This window comes from Alkalibacillus filiformis (assembly GCF_030814115.1).
In the GTDB taxonomy this organism is placed as follows: domain Bacteria; phylum Bacillota; class Bacilli; order Bacillales; family Alkalibacillaceae; genus Alkalibacillus; species Alkalibacillus filiformis.
Genome location: NZ_JAUSUP010000001.1, coordinates 702,633 through 717,846 on the forward strand (window position 1 = coordinate 702,633; position 15,214 = coordinate 717,846).

21 protein-coding genes are annotated in these 15,214 nt (G+C 36.8%); 1 reads left to right on the forward strand and 20 read right to left on the reverse strand.

Translation table 11 applies throughout. The annotated features are described in order from the left end of the window. Positions 1-323 precede the first annotated feature (323 nt). From J2R98_RS03875 to J2R98_RS03970, 20 genes are all read right to left on the reverse strand, one after another. Positions 324-1,199, reverse strand: coding sequence for a polyprenyl synthetase family protein (locus tag J2R98_RS03875; protein ID WP_307066298.1), 876 nt, complete (start codon positions 1,197-1,199; stop codon positions 324-326). Continuing rightward, positions 1,199-1,429: an exodeoxyribonuclease VII small subunit gene (locus tag J2R98_RS03880; protein ID WP_307066300.1), complete on the reverse strand. Its 231-nt coding sequence runs from the start codon at positions 1,427-1,429 to the stop codon at positions 1,199-1,201. The genes J2R98_RS03875 and J2R98_RS03880 overlap by 1 nt, the downstream gene beginning before the upstream one ends. After that, a complete protein-coding gene (gene xseA / locus J2R98_RS03885; protein ID WP_307066301.1) occupies positions 1,416-2,777 on the reverse strand; it encodes an exodeoxyribonuclease VII large subunit in 1,362 nt (453 codons plus the stop codon). The genes J2R98_RS03880 and xseA overlap by 14 nt, the downstream gene beginning before the upstream one ends. Positions 2,778-2,792: 15 nt before the next feature. Further along, positions 2,793-3,641, reverse strand: coding sequence for a bifunctional 5,10-methylenetetrahydrofolate dehydrogenase/5,10-methenyltetrahydrofolate cyclohydrolase (locus J2R98_RS03890; RefSeq protein WP_307066303.1), 849 nt, complete (start codon positions 3,639-3,641; stop codon positions 2,793-2,795). Between the two features lie 11 nt (positions 3,642-3,652). Continuing rightward, a complete protein-coding gene (nusB, locus tag J2R98_RS03895; RefSeq protein ID WP_307066306.1) occupies positions 3,653-4,033 on the reverse strand; it encodes a transcription antitermination factor NusB in 381 nt (126 codons plus the stop codon). Between the two features lie 143 nt (positions 4,034-4,176). After that, positions 4,177-4,575: an Asp23/Gls24 family envelope stress response protein gene (locus tag J2R98_RS03900; protein WP_307066307.1), complete on the reverse strand. Its 399-nt coding sequence runs from the start codon at positions 4,573-4,575 to the stop codon at positions 4,177-4,179. Between the two features lie 11 nt (positions 4,576-4,586). Continuing rightward, complete coding sequence (accC, locus tag J2R98_RS03905; protein ID WP_307066308.1) at positions 4,587-5,945, reverse strand: acetyl-CoA carboxylase biotin carboxylase subunit; 1,359 nt, start codon at positions 5,943-5,945, stop codon at positions 4,587-4,589. Positions 5,946-5,958: 13 nt separating this feature from the next. Further along, on the reverse strand, positions 5,959-6,465 hold the full coding sequence (gene accB / locus J2R98_RS03910) for an acetyl-CoA carboxylase biotin carboxyl carrier protein (protein ID WP_307066309.1): 507 nt from the start codon (positions 6,463-6,465) through the stop codon (positions 5,959-5,961). A 219-nt stretch (positions 6,466-6,684) separates the two neighbouring features. Next, positions 6,685-7,284, reverse strand: a complete 600-nt coding sequence (locus J2R98_RS03915; protein WP_307066310.1) for a SpoIIIAH-like family protein — start codon at positions 7,282-7,284, stop codon at positions 6,685-6,687. Position 7,285: 1 nt separating this feature from the next. Next, positions 7,286-7,909, reverse strand: coding sequence for a stage III sporulation protein AG (gene spoIIIAG, locus J2R98_RS03920; protein WP_307066311.1), 624 nt, complete (start codon positions 7,907-7,909; stop codon positions 7,286-7,288). A gap of 4 nt (positions 7,910-7,913) precedes the next feature. Continuing rightward, positions 7,914-8,507, reverse strand: coding sequence for a stage III sporulation protein AF (gene spoIIIAF / locus J2R98_RS03925; protein ID WP_307066312.1), 594 nt, complete (start codon positions 8,505-8,507; stop codon positions 7,914-7,916). Between the two features lie 128 nt (positions 8,508-8,635). Next, the gene (gene spoIIIAE / locus J2R98_RS03930) at positions 8,636-9,814 is read right to left on the reverse strand and encodes a stage III sporulation protein AE (protein ID WP_307066313.1); all 1,179 of its coding nucleotides are present in this window, start codon (positions 9,812-9,814) and stop codon (positions 8,636-8,638) included. A gap of 19 nt (positions 9,815-9,833) precedes the next feature. Beyond that, on the reverse strand, positions 9,834-10,223 hold the full coding sequence (gene spoIIIAD / locus J2R98_RS03935; RefSeq protein ID WP_307066314.1) for a stage III sporulation protein AD: 390 nt from the start codon (positions 10,221-10,223) through the stop codon (positions 9,834-9,836). Positions 10,224-10,236: 13 nt separating this feature from the next. Next, positions 10,237-10,446, reverse strand: a complete 210-nt coding sequence (spoIIIAC, locus tag J2R98_RS03940) for a stage III sporulation protein AC (RefSeq protein ID WP_307066315.1) — start codon at positions 10,444-10,446, stop codon at positions 10,237-10,239. A 13-nt stretch (positions 10,447-10,459) separates the two neighbouring features. Beyond that, positions 10,460-10,972: a stage III sporulation protein SpoIIIAB gene (spoIIIAB, locus tag J2R98_RS03945; RefSeq protein ID WP_307066316.1), complete on the reverse strand. Its 513-nt coding sequence runs from the start codon at positions 10,970-10,972 to the stop codon at positions 10,460-10,462. After that, positions 10,908-11,900, reverse strand: coding sequence for a stage III sporulation protein AA (gene spoIIIAA, locus J2R98_RS03950; protein WP_307066317.1), 993 nt, complete (start codon positions 11,898-11,900; stop codon positions 10,908-10,910). Before spoIIIAA ends, spoIIIAB begins: the two co-directional genes overlap by 65 nt. A gap of 133 nt (positions 11,901-12,033) precedes the next feature. Then, a complete protein-coding gene (gene efp, locus J2R98_RS03955; RefSeq protein ID WP_307066318.1) occupies positions 12,034-12,591 on the reverse strand; it encodes an elongation factor P in 558 nt (185 codons plus the stop codon). A 29-nt stretch (positions 12,592-12,620) separates the two neighbouring features. Then, positions 12,621-13,682, reverse strand: coding sequence for a M24 family metallopeptidase (locus J2R98_RS03960; RefSeq protein WP_307066319.1), 1,062 nt, complete (start codon positions 13,680-13,682; stop codon positions 12,621-12,623). Between the two features lies 1 nt (position 13,683). Then, on the reverse strand, positions 13,684-14,130 hold the full coding sequence (gene aroQ / locus J2R98_RS03965) for a type II 3-dehydroquinate dehydratase (RefSeq protein ID WP_307066320.1): 447 nt from the start codon (positions 14,128-14,130) through the stop codon (positions 13,684-13,686). 48 nt (positions 14,131-14,178) lie between these two features. Continuing rightward, the gene (locus J2R98_RS03970; protein ID WP_307066321.1) at positions 14,179-14,655 is read right to left on the reverse strand and encodes a YqhR family membrane protein; all 477 of its coding nucleotides are present in this window, start codon (positions 14,653-14,655) and stop codon (positions 14,179-14,181) included. A gap of 183 nt (positions 14,656-14,838) precedes the next feature. Between J2R98_RS03970 and J2R98_RS03975 the strand changes: the two genes are divergently transcribed. Then, positions 14,839-15,186, forward strand: coding sequence for an SA1362 family protein (locus J2R98_RS03975; RefSeq protein WP_307066322.1), 348 nt, complete (start codon positions 14,839-14,841; stop codon positions 15,184-15,186). The last annotated feature ends 28 nt before the right edge of the window (positions 15,187-15,214 follow it).

Below are 15,214 nucleotides of genomic sequence, written 5' to 3' on the forward strand. Positions count from 1 at the left end.
CTGCAGATAGCGAATTCCTCGGTATCATGCAGGTTCATACCCCATTTCATACCTCATTAAATGCGATTAATGAGGCACAAGAATGGGCCTCCACGGAAGTAGGGTCAACGCCCACATGCCATTGTGGATCGCCCTCCAACCTTAACTCCCAGCATCGACCCAAGGCTGGGCGCCTCAAGCCAACACCAGAAACTTCATCGATGTGCCCTTTGGCGGATTTTTAGGCCCGCCTTCAGAAGTGGGGGGCCGACTAGAATACTGCACCACCCCTTGCGTAAATTCTATTTTATCACATCAGCTCACCACTAACAATTGTAAAAAGACTAGTAACTTCGTTTACCAAATAGTTCGATAATGTCCATTAACTGAGTATTTTCGACCCTTGCTTCACGCAGAGCCTTTTGAGCACGTTCCATATAGTCATCTCGCTTCTCTATAGCTCCATCAATTCCTAATAGCTTCGGATATGTGCTCTTATCTAATGACACATCACTACCGACAGGCTTACCGATCTTATTTTCATCTCCAGTAACATCTAATATGTCATCTTGAACTTGGAAAATTAACCCTAAATAACTTGCATATTCGTCAAGTGCCTCAATTTGAGGTGGAGTTGCTCCTCCTAAATATGCACCTATTTTCACAGCTCCACGGATTAGCTCGCCTGTTTTTCGACGATGAATCATACTAAGTTCATCAACAGTTAATTGTTCACCTTCACCTTTTAAGTCTAAGTATTGCCCAGCAATCATTCCTTCTAAACCGCTTGCTTTACTTAGTTCGGTTATCGTAAAAACTTTTTCCTCAGCCTCTAAATCAGCAGATGAAGAAATGACTTGAAAAGCCAAAGTGAGTAACCCATCTCCTACTAATATTGCTGTTGCTTCATCATATTGTTTATGAATGGTTGGTTGTCCACGTCTAAAATCATCGTTGTCCATTGCTGGTAAATCATCATGAATTAGTGAGTACGTATGAATTAATTCAAGTGCAACAACGACATCAGATACACGCTCTTCATTTTCTGAAAAAGCATTATATGCAGCCAACATTAAAATTGGTCGCAATCTTTTTCCACCAGCATTTAAAGCGTAAATAACGGCTAACTTTAATTGTTCTGGTAAATCCAATTGCTCCGCCTTGTTTTGTAATTGTTCATTGATCGATTGTTGTTTTTGCTCAAATGACAAAATGTTCACTACGACTCTTCCTCCACTGTATATGGCTCAGATTCACCGTTTTCGTTTAAGATCTCAGTCATTTCATTTTCAACGTTTTTCAATTTCTCATGACATACTTTGGAGAGTTGCATACCTTCTTTATAGTACTGAATTGCCTGTTCTAACGGGACATCGCCTTGTTCTAACTGTTCTACAATCTTCTCTAACTTCTCCATCGCCTGTTCAAAAGTTATGTTATGATTCTCCATCTCGATCATCCCTTTCTTTAACACTCTGGACTTGACTTACAACTTGGCCATCTGCAAACGACACCTTCAACACGCCACCAGTTTCTACAGCCTTTGCCGTTTTAACAATGCCATCGTTTTCATTATAAGCAATCGAATAACCCCTCTTCATCGTTTCAAGCGGGCTTAAAATGGATAACTTTTCAATTTGTGTGTTAAATTCATGTTGCTTTTGTTTATGATTATTAGCCATAACCTGATTCAACTTCTCTGTCATGTAATTCGTTTGATTTCGTTTCTCTTTAAGTAAGTTCGAAGGCGAGTGGGCAACTAACTTATCATATGATGAGTTCAAGTTTTGCTTTTTCATGTGTACTGCTTGATTTATATTTTTATTTAATTGTAGCACAACACGATCTAAATCTTGTTCTTTCTGTCTCGTTAAGTGGACTGGGTATTTAAAAGCGTAAGCATTTCTTAAGGAGTTTAAACGCTCATTTAAAGTATTGACCTTTTGTTTCATTTGTTGCTGCAACCGGTGAGTTGTCACTTCCACTTGTTTATGTAATTCATCTAATGAAGGAACAGCCAATTCTGCAGCCGCTGTCGGAGTAGGAGCACGTAAATCAGCAACCAAATCACTTATTGTAAAGTCCGTTTCATGGCCTACAGCTGATATAATAGGGGTTTTAGACTGGCTAATAGCTCGAGCAACAACTTCTTCGTTAAACGCCCAAAGCTCTTCAATCGAGCCACCACCACGTCCTACAATCAACGTATCAAAATCACCTATATTGTTCGCCTCATTAATTCCTTCTGCAATTGATTTTGAAGCTAATTCGCCTTGAACAGAGACGGGTATGACAACGCGCTTCGTGTGAGGATAACGTCGCGCTAATGTTGTAATGATATCGCGCACAGCTGCTCCAGTAGGTGAAGTTACAATTCCAATCTTTTTAGGGAACTTGGGGATTGTTTTTTTTAGTTCCTCATTAAATAATCCTTCACTGTTTAATTTCTTTTTTAACTGTTCATAAGCCAAATGTAATGAACCTAAACCATCAGGCTCCATATTACTGACATATATTTGGTACTGGCCGCTTCGCTCATATAAACTGATATCACCATGAACTAACACTTTCATACCGTTCTCAGGTTTGAACTTTAGTGAACGATTGGAAGAAGCAAACATTACAGCTGAAATACGAGCATTTTCATCTTTAATGGTAAAATACATATGCCCTCTTGAATGGTGATTAAAATTTGAAATTTCGCCTTGTAACCATACATTTTTCAAGTGACGGTCAACATCAAATTTTTTCTTAATATATTTCGTTAATGCGGTAACGGTTAAGTATTGCTGCTTCATAATTGAAGTCTCCTTTTACCTTAAACGTTTTGCTGCTTGAATTGTATTACTTAATAGCATGGTAATCGTCATAGGTCCTACTCCTTTTGGTACAGGAGTGACAAAGCTTGCATGATCCAACATTTCATCAAAAGCGACATCGCCGACTACTTTACCAGTCTCTAAAAATGTATTGCCGACGTCTACAACGACTGCCCCTTTTTTGACGTCTTCCTTTTTAATTAACTGCGCTTTCCCAACGGCTACAATTAATATGTCAGCTTGCTTGGTATATTCAGTTAAGTTTTCAGTTTTGGAATGGCAATAAGTTACCGTTGCATCTTCATTTAATAACATTTGTCCAATTGGTTTTCCAACTATGTTACTTCTACCGACTACGACAACATGTTTTTTAGCTACAGGAACTTGATAATAATGTAAAAGTTTCATGATGCCGTATGGTGTGCAAGGATAAAACGCTTCCTGTCCAATTGAAAGTCTACCAACGTTTATTGGATGAAAGCCATCTACATCCTTTTCCGGTAATACAGCATCTAAGACACGCTTTTCATTAATATGATCAGGCAAGGGTAACTGAATAAGAATTCCATGAGTTGACGGATCCTCATTTAAGGTTTCGATATGGTTAAGTAGTTGTTGTTCTGAAGTGTTCACTGGAAGTTCGATGACATCAGATGTTATTCCAATTTTTTCTGCTGCTTTTTTCTTTATTTTAACATAAGTCTTAGAAGCTGGATTATCCCCAATTATAATTACGGTTAATTTAGGAATCACACCTTGTTCTTTTAGACTTGTAATATCTTCGGTTAAATTTGACCTTATATAGTCAGCTACTGTGTTTCCATACATAATCGTCGTGCTCATTATTTCACCTTCTAACTGCTCATAATCTTAGATAAGACACCATTAATGAACTTTCCTGATTGGTCATCATGAAAGCGTTTGGCCAATTCAACTGCTTCATTAACAGCTACTTTATCCGGCGTATCATCTACATAACGCATTTCATATGCAGCAATTCTTAATAACGTTTTTTCAACTGCACCAATTCGATCGATACTCCAATGTTCAAGGTTTTGTTCAATTAATGCATCTAATTCTTCTTTATACTCCATGACCCCTTTAATAATCTGGGTGCTGAAGATACTAATATCCTCATCTAACACTTTAAATAAATCTTCATGCTTTGCATCTTTATTAATATCTATTTGAAATAACACTTGAAATGCTTTTTCACGGCTATGTTTCCTGCTCATTGAACCTTTCTCCTTCTATAATAAATTCCGGCAATTACTACTAAGTAAGTTTACCATGAATAAAGAAATAAATAAAAATATATTGTGATAACTAAAAAAATCTAACTCGCGCTACGATGTAGACACGAGTTAGACTTTTCTGTTTATTTTTCTGGCTTTGACTCTTCCGACTTTTCTTCGATTTGAACACCAACAACATGTACATTTATTTCAATAATTTCTAATGCGGTCATATTTTTTAATGTTGTACGAATGTTATCTTGAATTTTTTCACAAACTTTGGGAATAGATACACCATAATCTAATACTGTGTAAACGTCGATCTCTATTCCTTCTTCTGTTAATTCGACCTTAACACCTTTGCCGTGTTTTTTCTTACCTAGTCGTTCAGTAACATTTGAAGCAATGTTACCTCTCATGTTGGCAACGCCATTTACTTCATTGACTGCAATTCCTGCGATCACTTCAATAACTTCAGGTGCAATTTCAACACGACCAAGTGAATTGTCTTCGCTAACATTTAGTAATTGGTTCTCATCCATGTTCGTCACCTCTAATTGTCATCTTCCATCACTTTGTAATCATCTAAAAACTTCGTATTAAAGTCACCATCAATAAAGACTTGATGATTCATCATACGTTTATGGAATGGTATTGTTGAATGAATACCTTCAATTACAAATTCATCTAAAGCTCGATTCATTCGCTCGATTGCTTCTTCACGAGTTCGTCCATGTGTAATTAATTTAGCAATCATCGAGTCATAATAAGGCGGTATATTCCATCCAGTATAGGCTGCAGAATCTACTCTAACACCAAAACCACCTGGTGGCAAATACATTTCAACCTTACCTGCTGAAGGCATGAAGTTTTTGTATGGATCTTCAGCATTAATTCGACACTCGATCGACCAACCTTCAAATTTAATATCCTCTTGATAAAAAGGTAACGCTTTGCCATTAGCAACATTAAGCTGCTCTTTAATTAAATCTACACCTGTAACCATCTCAGTTACGGGGTGCTCCACTTGGATTCGAGTATTCATTTCCATAAAATAAAAGCGAGATTCTTTCTTATCAAATATAAATTCGATAGTACCAGCACCTACATAGTCTACTGCTTGTGCTGCTCGAACAGCGGCATCGCCCATTTCTTGACGCATTTCCTCATCGATCGCTGGTGAAGGTGTTTCTTCGATTAACTTTTGCAAACGACGTTGTACAGTACAATCTCTTTCTCCTAGATGAACTGTATTGCCGTGTTTGTCTGCCAAAATTTGAATTTCTACGTGCCTAAAGTCTTCGATATACTTTTCTAAGTAAACGCCTGGGTTACCGAATGCTGTTTCAGCCTCATTTTGAGTTAGACGAATACCTTGAACAAGTTCTTCTTCGTCTAGGGCTACACGAATTCCTTTACCACCACCACCGGCAGTTGCTTTAATAATAACTGGGTAACCAATGCTTTGGGCTACCTTTTTACCTTCTTCTATGTTTTGAATAATCCCTTCAGAACCTGGAACAATCGGCACACCCGCTTCTTTCATCGTCTCACGTGCCACGTCTTTCGTTCCCATTCTTGAAATAGAATCAGCACTTGGACCAATAAATGTTACATTACATTCTTCACACATTTCAGCGAAGTCAGCATTCTCTGATAAGAAACCATAGCCTGGGTGAATAGCATCACAATTTGTAAGTTTTGCAACGCTCATAATGTTTGTTTTATTTAGGTAACTATCTTTACTTAACGTTGGTCCTACACAATAGGCTTCATCTGCAATTTGAACATGAAGAGATTCTCGGTCAGGTTCTGAGTAAATAGCAACCGTTTCAATTCCTAACTCTTTACACGCACGTATAACACGTACAGCAATTTCTCCTCTGTTAGCAACTAATACTTTTCGTATCACGGACAATCCCTCCTTACTTCTTCTTCACACGGAATAATGGTTGTCCGTACTCGACTAATTCACCATTGTCTACAAGCATTTCAACAATTTCACCTTTCGTTTCAGCTTCAATCTCATTAAAGAGTTTCATCGCTTCAACGATACAAACGACTGTACTAGCATCAACATTGTCTCCAACTTGTACGTACGGATCATCTTCTGGTGATGGTGACTCATAAAACGTACCAACCATTGGTGATACAATTTCATGGTCATAATCTACTGTACCTGCAGTCGCTTCTTCCTTTGGCTCTTCTTTTGGCTGTACTTCTTCTTGCTTTGTTTCTACTGGTTTTGCCTCTGCTTGTGGTTCTGGTTTAGTTTCTACAGCAGGTGCAACTTGTGGTGCAGCTACCTGAACAACTTCTCCGTTTTCTTTTTTCATGGATACTTTTGTTCCATTAGCTTCATAAGAAAAATCGGAAATGGATGATTCATCTACTAATTTAATAAGTTCACGAATTTCTTGTACTTTTAACATTTTGATTAGCACTCCTTTTGAAATTAATAACAGGTACTAATAATTCCTATTAATATTGTACGATAAATGAATAGTAATCTTCAACTTAATATTTAAAGAACTATTTAAATTACTTAGTCATTACTTGGTTCATACTTTGTATTTAGCTTACCAATAATTGAGAAAAAGTAAAGAATAATTATTAAAGCCTCCATACCTTAAAAGATATGGAGGCCTTGATTACGCTTCATCTTCTTGGATTCTTACAATTACTTCATAATCACCGAACTCATCACGCGCCATCTGCATGAGGTGGTTCGCATCTGTAGGTGATAAATCCGTTGTAATTACTGTAATGTTGACAACATCTTCATCGTGTCGAACTAGTACGTCACGGAACTCCTTCTCTTGCTGGATCATCTGCTCAAGAATTGATTCTTTTTGAGCGACCGTTTGTAACGCATACATTTCTTCCATAGCTTCATTTTTCTCTTCAGTAGTAGCAGATGCAGAAGCTACAATAGAAGACAGTTGCTCTCTCAATTCACTTCTTGCATCCTCAGTCTCTAAGCGAATTGTTGTAAATAACTCATCTGCTGATAACTCGTCCATAGATAAGTCAACACCTAAACCTGATGTTTCTCCTGCATCACCATCTTCAGTACCTTCTTCTGGTTCAGTTCCATCATCACCATCTAAGTTTTCCTCTGTCTGCTCTTCGTCTTGGTCAGGTATTAAAGCCACCTGCTCACCACCTGGAGACATCATATAATACACACTCAATACAATTAGTAAACTTAACATCGTAATTAACCAAACCGTTTGTTTTCTTAATACCATATTATTCCTCCTCACCTTTTGGCATCACAGCTATGCGATGTGTTGATACATCTAATAATCTTGATACTGAATCAATTACCATCTGCTTAACCTGAATTTGATCGACCCCCTCCGCAACTATTAATACTCCTCGAACAGCAGGGCTTTCCGTTTGTATTAATAACGGTTGTTCACTGTTGTTGTCTCGGTAAAGAACGGTTTGCTCTTCGATTGTTTCATCTTCTACCTGTCTAGTACCTCCACTTTGATCGGTTTCATCGGTCGATTGGTAACCTGTAATCGTATTTTTTTCATAGACATGTAGAGAAGATGAGTCAAGCTGTAAAGTAACGTCTACGTTCGATACACCATAGATCGCTTCGAGCGCTCTAGCTAATTCATCTTGCATCGCTTCTTGTATACTAGTAATATCATGATCCCCTGCTGAGGCTTGTTCACTATCTCCATTTCCTAAAAACACTTCTTGCTCTTCATCAAATGAAGGTTCTTGCTCATCAGTTTGTCCAGTAAAAATATTAGAAACAATTAGAAACATAAGACCAACTAATCCTATAACTAAAATATAAGAACGTTTAGTAGGTCGGTCTGTGTCATCTTTTAATCGAAATAATGACTTTAAATTCATCTAGTTACTCTCCTTCCCACTCGATAATAATTGAGTCGACAGGTAAACCTAAGAAGGAGGAAATTGTCCGCTTGATTTGTTCTAAGTCCTCTCCATCTTCAGACTGTTCAGCAGGTATTTGAACGACTTCCACCTCCCGAACAACGTTCCCCTCTGTTAGATGAAACGTCACTTGTTCAATAATTTCATCTAATTCTTCACCATCATTTGAGTCATCTAATTGTACGAAAACATCTAGAATAGCTATATCATATTGTTGGACCAACTCCTCTTCTACAGAAGATTTAATACTTTGTTCTAGCTGTTCTAATATATATGCATCAGATGAGGCTTGTATTTCACTTTTTTTATTAGAAATTTCAATCTCCATTTCCTCTGGTGTAATAGAGAGCTCTGGTAATTCAAATTCTGACACAATCGTCTCTGGATTGATTTGAAACAAAGCTGATAATGGATGTAAAAATAATAGAAATATAATCATCCCAAAGACAACTTTAATTACTTTCTCATGGGAGGTTTTAGGAATTAGGAGAGATATAAGGGTTGCTAGAAAGATAAATAGTACAATTTGTGAGATCCAATCTATTAAAAAGGACATAATTTCCCTCCTTTACTACGACTAATAGAATTCGTATTACATTATATGAAGGGATTGTCCTTTTTTATTACGTATAAGTTAAGAAATATAAAAGCCTTGAAACTAATGGATTTCAAGGGGGTATACAATTATCTAATCATTAAAGACATATTTCCGATAATGACAAGCATGACTAAAGCGAAGAAGAACATGATCGAGACCATTAACAAAGCTAGCATGATATATAAGATGTGTTTTCCCATCCAGTCAATCATATTGACAATAGGTCCATCGGCTACAGGTTGTAATAAAGCAGCTGATACGCGAAAAATCAAACCTAAAACAAGTACCTTTAAAACTGGAAACAGCGTAATGATTAAAATAACAACAATCCCTGCTAAGCCAACACCGTTTTTTATTAATAGAGATGCGGATAACACGGTGTCTGTTGCTTCAGTGAACATTCTTCCAACTACCGGAATGAAGTTGCTCGTCACAAACTTCGCAGCTCTTACCGCCACACCATCCGCCACTGCTGTGTTAGCACCTTGAAGCGACATCACAGTTAAGAAAATCGTTAAAAAACCACCCATTAATATAAAAGCCACTTGTCTTAACAAGTTTGCAAGTTGTGATACGTTATATTCTTCATTTATTTCGCTTGCGATGTGCAAAATAGCGGACAAGAAAAATAACGGCACTATGATTGCAGAAACGAAGAAACCACTAACTTGGGTAAAGAATAAAATAAAAGGGTTAAAAAAGGCGACTGTTGCTATATTACCGAAAGCTGCCATCACACTTAAAAATAAAGGGAGTAACGATAGCATAAAATGGCTCATCGCTTCTATTGCATCAACTGTATAGGTAACAGCTTGATGAAAACTAGCTACCGCAATTGTCATTAACACACCAAAAATGACAAGATAACTTACTTTAGCAACCGATTGATTCTCAAAAGAATGGATTAATACTTTAAGAAAGACACTTAACAAAGTTAAAAAGATCAACATCCCTAAAGTCTTTCCATTCACAACCCACTCATTTAAAAAAAAAGCTGTTATGCCACTTAACCAGTCTGAAGGTGAAAAGATAGAACCATCACTAATGATGTCTCGCCAACTATCAGTCTGGTCAAGAGGCATAAAGTCTCTATACTCATTTAATAAACCTTGCCACTGTCGTTCTAAGTCTTCGCTTTCGAATAATTCATTAAGCTCTTCTTGAAGTTGTTCATCTTCAGGAGTCTCTTCAGCATGTGTAATAGATCCATTCCAACCAATTATAACGATCACAACAACTACGAAGGATATTATAAATTTATTCATTTCACATCTCCTTCAAGGTCTATTGAGGGATAAATGATAGTAAGGTTTCTATAACTGTGATAAATATAGGCAGAGCTATAAGTAATATAAACAACTTCCCTACAATTTCTACTTTTATAGCGATTGAAGCTAAATTTGCATCCCTTAACACTTGTGAGGCGAATTCTGTTATGTATGCCACACCAATAACTTTGAAGATGGTATCTAGATGAAGGAGTGAAACATTCATACGTGAAGTGACTTGCTGAAACACTGAGATTAACTCACCGATTTGAGTTAATATAAAGAAAAAAACTAATGTACCTGTTAATAACGTTAATAAGAACCCTATTGAATGGTTTTTCTCTCGTACAACAACGATTAAGATTGCCGCAACTATAATAACGGATAGCATTTGGAGGAAAGGCATATTCTTCGACCCTTTACATTAACATTTGGAACATAAATACAGACCTAATTTGTGTAAATAATCGAGATAAGTAGTCAATTACGATTACTAAGACGATAATAAAACCTATTAACGTTACCCAATGTGCCATATCTTCTTTTCCCATTTGCTTTAAAATAGTATGAAGCATAGCTATAATAATCCCGATACCAGCAACTTGAAATAATAAATATATATCGATCATAGGACTCGCCCCCTTAAATAAAAATTAAAACAAATAACAATCCTGATAGAACGCCCAATGTTCTAAACATTCCTGAAAACCGCTTCTCATCCTCTAACGCAGCTTCTAATTCATGCTGTAGATGGACTTTCGCTAATTGAATCTGTTTCTGCTGCTGTTCAATATTATGCAGGCCTAATGATTGACCAAACTGTAATACAATCTCCCTCTCCTTAGCTTTCATCGCTGTCTGACGCCATTGTTTACTAACAACGTCTTCCCATAAACTTTGTAAAGACGTATCTCCTATCATTAATTGTTCAGACAAATCATGAAATATATATGAAACAGGGGCAGATAACTGTTTAGAAACATATGCAAGCACTCGGTAAATAGGCTCTTGTGCATACACAATTTCTGCTTCCATTATTTGGAGCGCTTGTAATAGTTCACGGATCTGCTTTGGCCTTTTAGTATAATTTCTAGCTATATCGATTCCGACCCACGTGCACGTGAACAGAATCATAATGGCTCCGATCCACTTCATTTGTCATTCCCCTAACGTTTGTTGATAATTGTTCAAAGCGTTCGTTATACACACCAAGTACATGGCCTGGTTTCGGGTGAGGGCTTAAAACGATATAGCGGTTAAATACTTCATCTGCTATTAACGGGGCTAGATTCGGTCTTCTTTTCATGTCATCAATTGAATAACCGTGTACACTACAAATGACTTGAACACCTGTATGAGTAGCTTCTAGTAAGCTAACGACATCCTCTTCCCTTCCGATCTCATCAACTGCTAATACTTCTGGAGACATTGAACGTACCATCATCATCATGCCTTCAGCTTTCGGGCAATCAGACATAACATCTGTTCGCTTCCCTACATCATGTTGCGGTACACCGTTATAAGAAGCAGCTATTTCTGACCGTTCATCGACTAATGCGACTCTAGAAGGCTTTAAGTAAGTGGTTCCATCACTTAACGTCCTAATAATATCTCTGAGAATGGTTGTTTTCCCACTTTTCGGTGGGCCGATAAGTAAGGTATTGTATAGCCTACCTTTTGCAATATGGGAGAGAAGGTGTTTAGCTGCTCCTTTTCTTTCCGATGCAACTCTTAAATTAAATGATGATACATGTGTAACAGCTTTAACTTGTCCACCTTCAACAGCTACTTTTCCACTGATACCAATTCTATGACCACCTTGTATGGTGATATAACCATTTCTTAATTCCTCTTCTAAACGATACACGGAGTATTCACTGATCTTAGCTAATAACTTCGTCGCATCTGATCTTTCAAACGTATATTCCGGACAGATGACTTCACGATTGTGAAAAATCAATTGAGCTTGTCTTCCAACACGTAGTCTAATTTCTTCTAAATCTATTAACTGATCTGTATTAAATTTTCTCCCAATTATTTGTGATAATAGTTCAGGTAAGAACTTTAGTATTTTTTCATCCAACTTGAGTTCCTCCCTATGTTTTACCACTACTATATGATTGAAAAAGATTTGATATGAACATTAGCGAGAATAATTAGAGAACATAAAAAAACCGACACTATTTAAAGTGTCGGTTTTTGATTCATATAAAAATCTAAGCTCTTGATACGTATTTTCCTTCTGATGTGCTAACGACAAGGCGTTCACCTTTATTAATAAAGAATGGTACTTGAACAGTGTAGCCCGTTTCTAATGTTGCAGGCTTAGTTCCACCTGAAGCTGTGTCACCTTTAATGCCTGGTTCAGTTTCAACAACTTCTAACTCTACGTTGTTCGGTAACTCAATCCCTAAAGTATCACCATCATAAATTAAAACGTAAACTTGTAAGCCCTCAGTAAGGAAATTTAACTCAGTTTCAATCTTATTGTCTGGGATTTCAATTTGGTCAAATGTCTCTGTATCCATAAATGTACGGTTATCACCAGATTCATATAAGTACTGCATTTGACGACGTTCTAAGTGAGCCTTATTAACTTTCTCACCAGCACGGAATGTCTTTTCTTGAATGTTACCATTTTCTAAGTTTCGTAATTTTGAACGAACAAATGCTGAACCTTTTCCTGGTTTAACGTGTTGGAATTCGATTACTTGCCAAATAGAACCTTCTAATTCAATTGTTAAACCTGTTTTAAAATCGTTTACTGAAATCATACTTAACTCCTCCTATATCCACAAAGCCTCTATAGCGTAATTAATTCTTTTGTTGAGAATGTTAAACGTTCATTACCGTTTTCGGTTACAACTGTATCATCTTCAATTCTACAACCACCTACATTTGGAACATAAATGCCTGGTTCAACTGTTACAACCATGCCTGGTTCTAAGACCTTGTCACTCTTGAATGATAATGATGGCCCCTCATGAACATCCATACCTAACCCATGGCCAGTGGAATGACCGAAATATTCACCATAACCTTGTGCTTTAATATAATCTCTTGTTAAAGCATCTGCTTCTTTACCCGTAATTCCAGCTTTAATGCCATCCATTCCTTTTAACTGTGCTTGTAGGACGGTATCGTAAATCTCTTTTAATTCATCGCTAATTGGTCCAACAGCAAACGTTCTTGTCATATCAGAGCAATACCCTTTGTACAACGCACCGAAATCTAAAGTGACTAACTCACCTGATTGAATTTCTTTCTCAGAAGCAACACCATGTGGTAATGCTGAACGATAACCAGATGCAACGATGATATCAAAAGAAGAAGAAACAGCCCCTTGCTTACGCATGAAAAATTCTAATTCATTCGAAACATCAATTTCTTTCACGCCTGGTTTAATAAATGTTTGGATATGTTCAAATGCTGCATCAGCAATTTCAGCCGCTTCTTTTAAAATTTTAATTTCTGCATCAGCTTTGACCAAACGTAATTGCTCAACCAAACCTTCAACAGGAATGAATTCACATTTTAATGCTTTTTCGTATGTTTCATATGTTAAGTAAGTGACATGGTTCTTTTCAAAACCTAAACGTTTAACGCCTAGTTTGTCTACTTGATCGGCAACTTCTTGTTGAATTGGACCTTTGTGCTCAACAATCTCATAACCTTCTACTTGATCATTCGCTTGTACAGTATAACGAAAGTCCGTAATAAAAACTGCCTTCTCTTGAGTTAACAAAACAACACCAGCTGTACCTGTAAAACCTGTCATATAACGGCGGTTTTGTCCACTTGTAATTAACATACCATCAAGATCATGTTCTTGTAACTTCTCTCTTAAACGGCGGATTTTCTCCATTTTAACTCTCCCTTTCCTTTAAACTTTCGATTAAGGCAAATGCACCAATTATATAACTATTTGTACCAAAACCAACAACTTGTCCGGCTGCTACTGGAGCAATATATGAGTGGTGGCGAAAGGATTCCCGATTATGTATATTTGAAATATGAATCTCGATAACAGGGACATCAACTGCCTCTATTGCATCCCGAAGAGCTACACTTGTATGAGTGTATGCACCTGGATTTAAAAGAACCCCTTCATATTCTTCATTTGCCTTTTGAATCCAATCAATTAGTTCTCCTTCATGATTAGATTGAAAAGTGTCTAAGTGAAATGAAAAGGATTGGAGATATGCCCTTACTTCTTGCTCGACTTGTTGTAAAGACTTTTGCCCATACTGATCCTTGTTTCGTTGGCCTAGCAAATTCAAATTTGGGCCATTTAGCAATAAGAGCTTTCTCATCAAGTCTCTCTCCTTTTCATTCTCATTCCACTTATCAGTTTATCATATTTAGTTGTTTTGTGACACTTTTCTCATAACTCTTTGGTCATGATGTTCATATGAGATGGTATAACCAATAAACACGCCATATAGAATAAATTGACTCATCGTTGTTGCGATTGTGTCCATGTTTAATGAAAACAAGTCAGGTACATAAGAGAATAGTGGATTGAGCAATCCGAATACAATAAACCACAATGCAATTCCATAAACTAGACCTGGCATCATCCCACGAAGCTTTTTAAATAATAAGTAATAAATAAGGGCAGGAATAATACCAATAAACCCTGTAATAACAATACTTATTGATTCAGCAATCCAACCTGTCGTCCATTCACCATCAAAAAAGGAGCGAAAAATAAACGATGCATGGGACACATCAGAGAATGATAAAAAATAAGCCATTGATCCAACCATCGCAAACAAAATCCCACCTACTAATCCTGCAAATAAACCTTTCTTAAAAACGGAAGATTCTTTTTCCATAATAGACACCTCTTTTCACATATAGTTTGTACGAACACAACTTTTTCATTCGATTTGCTTTACTTAATAATCATAATTTAATGTCAAATGGGTGAGTATAAATGTAGTTAGACGTGGTATAATATAACTAGAATAGTGTTTAACTAGAACGGTATTAAATCTATTGAATGAAAGGAGGATTATATGCCAAAGGGGAAAGGCGTTGTCCTGTTATACGTTATTGGTGGTTTAGCGATTATTGGAGTGTTGGGCCAATTAGTAATGAACCCTCTAGGTTTTCTTCAAAGTATTTTGATGATGTTAGGTTTTGCAGCTTTAATTGGTGCTCTTGTTTACTATTTCTTGATTCATCGTCGTAGAGCTCAAGCAGTTGGCTCTGGCTACAAAAAAGCAGTTAAACAATCTAAACAAAAATATGGAACGGTTGACCGCGGCATGCGCTATAATTCTCATATAGAAAAGCCTAATAAAATTAGTAAAAGCCGTACACAGCGAAGTCATTTAAAAGTGATTAAAGGTAATAAAAAATAAACGCTAGACGATTTACTCGTCTAGCGTT

Coding starts and splice junctions, on each gene's coding strand:
- J2R98_RS03970 (WP_307066321.1), bottom strand. CDS start 14,655: ATGGAAAAAGAATCTTCCGTTTTTAAGAAAGGTTTATTTGCAGGATTA.
- spoIIIAE (WP_307066313.1), bottom strand. CDS start 9,814: ATGAATAAATTTATAATATCCTTCGTAGTTGTTGTGATCGTTATAATT.
- J2R98_RS03960 (WP_307066319.1), bottom strand. CDS start 13,682: ATGGAGAAAATCCGCCGTTTAAGAGAGAAGTTACAAGAACATGATCTT.
- aroQ (WP_307066320.1), bottom strand. CDS start 14,130: ATGAGAAAGCTCTTATTGCTAAATGGCCCAAATTTGAATTTGCTAGGC.
- J2R98_RS03890 (WP_307066303.1), bottom strand. CDS start 3,641: ATGAGCACGACGATTATGTATGGAAACACAGTAGCTGACTATATAAGG.
- efp (WP_307066318.1), bottom strand. CDS start 12,591: ATGATTTCAGTAAACGATTTTAAAACAGGTTTAACAATTGAATTAGAA.
- J2R98_RS03975 (WP_307066322.1), top strand. CDS start 14,839: ATGCCAAAGGGGAAAGGCGTTGTCCTGTTATACGTTATTGGTGGTTTA.
- J2R98_RS03900 (WP_307066307.1), bottom strand. CDS start 4,575: ATGGATGAGAACCAATTACTAAATGTTAGCGAAGACAATTCACTTGGT.
- spoIIIAG (WP_307066311.1), bottom strand. CDS start 7,909: ATGAATTTAAAGTCATTATTTCGATTAAAAGATGACACAGACCGACCT.
- accB (WP_307066309.1), bottom strand. CDS start 6,465: ATGTTAAAAGTACAAGAAATTCGTGAACTTATTAAATTAGTAGATGAA.
- J2R98_RS03880 (WP_307066300.1), bottom strand. CDS start 1,429: ATGGAGAATCATAACATAACTTTTGAACAGGCGATGGAGAAGTTAGAG.
- spoIIIAF (WP_307066312.1), bottom strand. CDS start 8,507: ATGTCCTTTTTAATAGATTGGATCTCACAAATTGTACTATTTATCTTT.
- nusB (WP_307066306.1), bottom strand. CDS start 4,033: ATGAGCAGGAAACATAGCCGTGAAAAAGCATTTCAAGTGTTATTTCAA.
- spoIIIAB (WP_307066316.1), bottom strand. CDS start 10,972: ATGAAGTGGATCGGAGCCATTATGATTCTGTTCACGTGCACGTGGGTC.
- spoIIIAC (WP_307066315.1), bottom strand. CDS start 10,446: ATGATCGATATATATTTATTATTTCAAGTTGCTGGTATCGGGATTATT.
- spoIIIAD (WP_307066314.1), bottom strand. CDS start 10,223: ATGCCTTTCCTCCAAATGCTATCCGTTATTATAGTTGCGGCAATCTTA.
- xseA (WP_307066301.1), bottom strand. CDS start 2,777: ATGAAGCAGCAATACTTAACCGTTACCGCATTAACGAAATATATTAAG.
- J2R98_RS03915 (WP_307066310.1), bottom strand. CDS start 7,284: ATGGTATTAAGAAAACAAACGGTTTGGTTAATTACGATGTTAAGTTTA.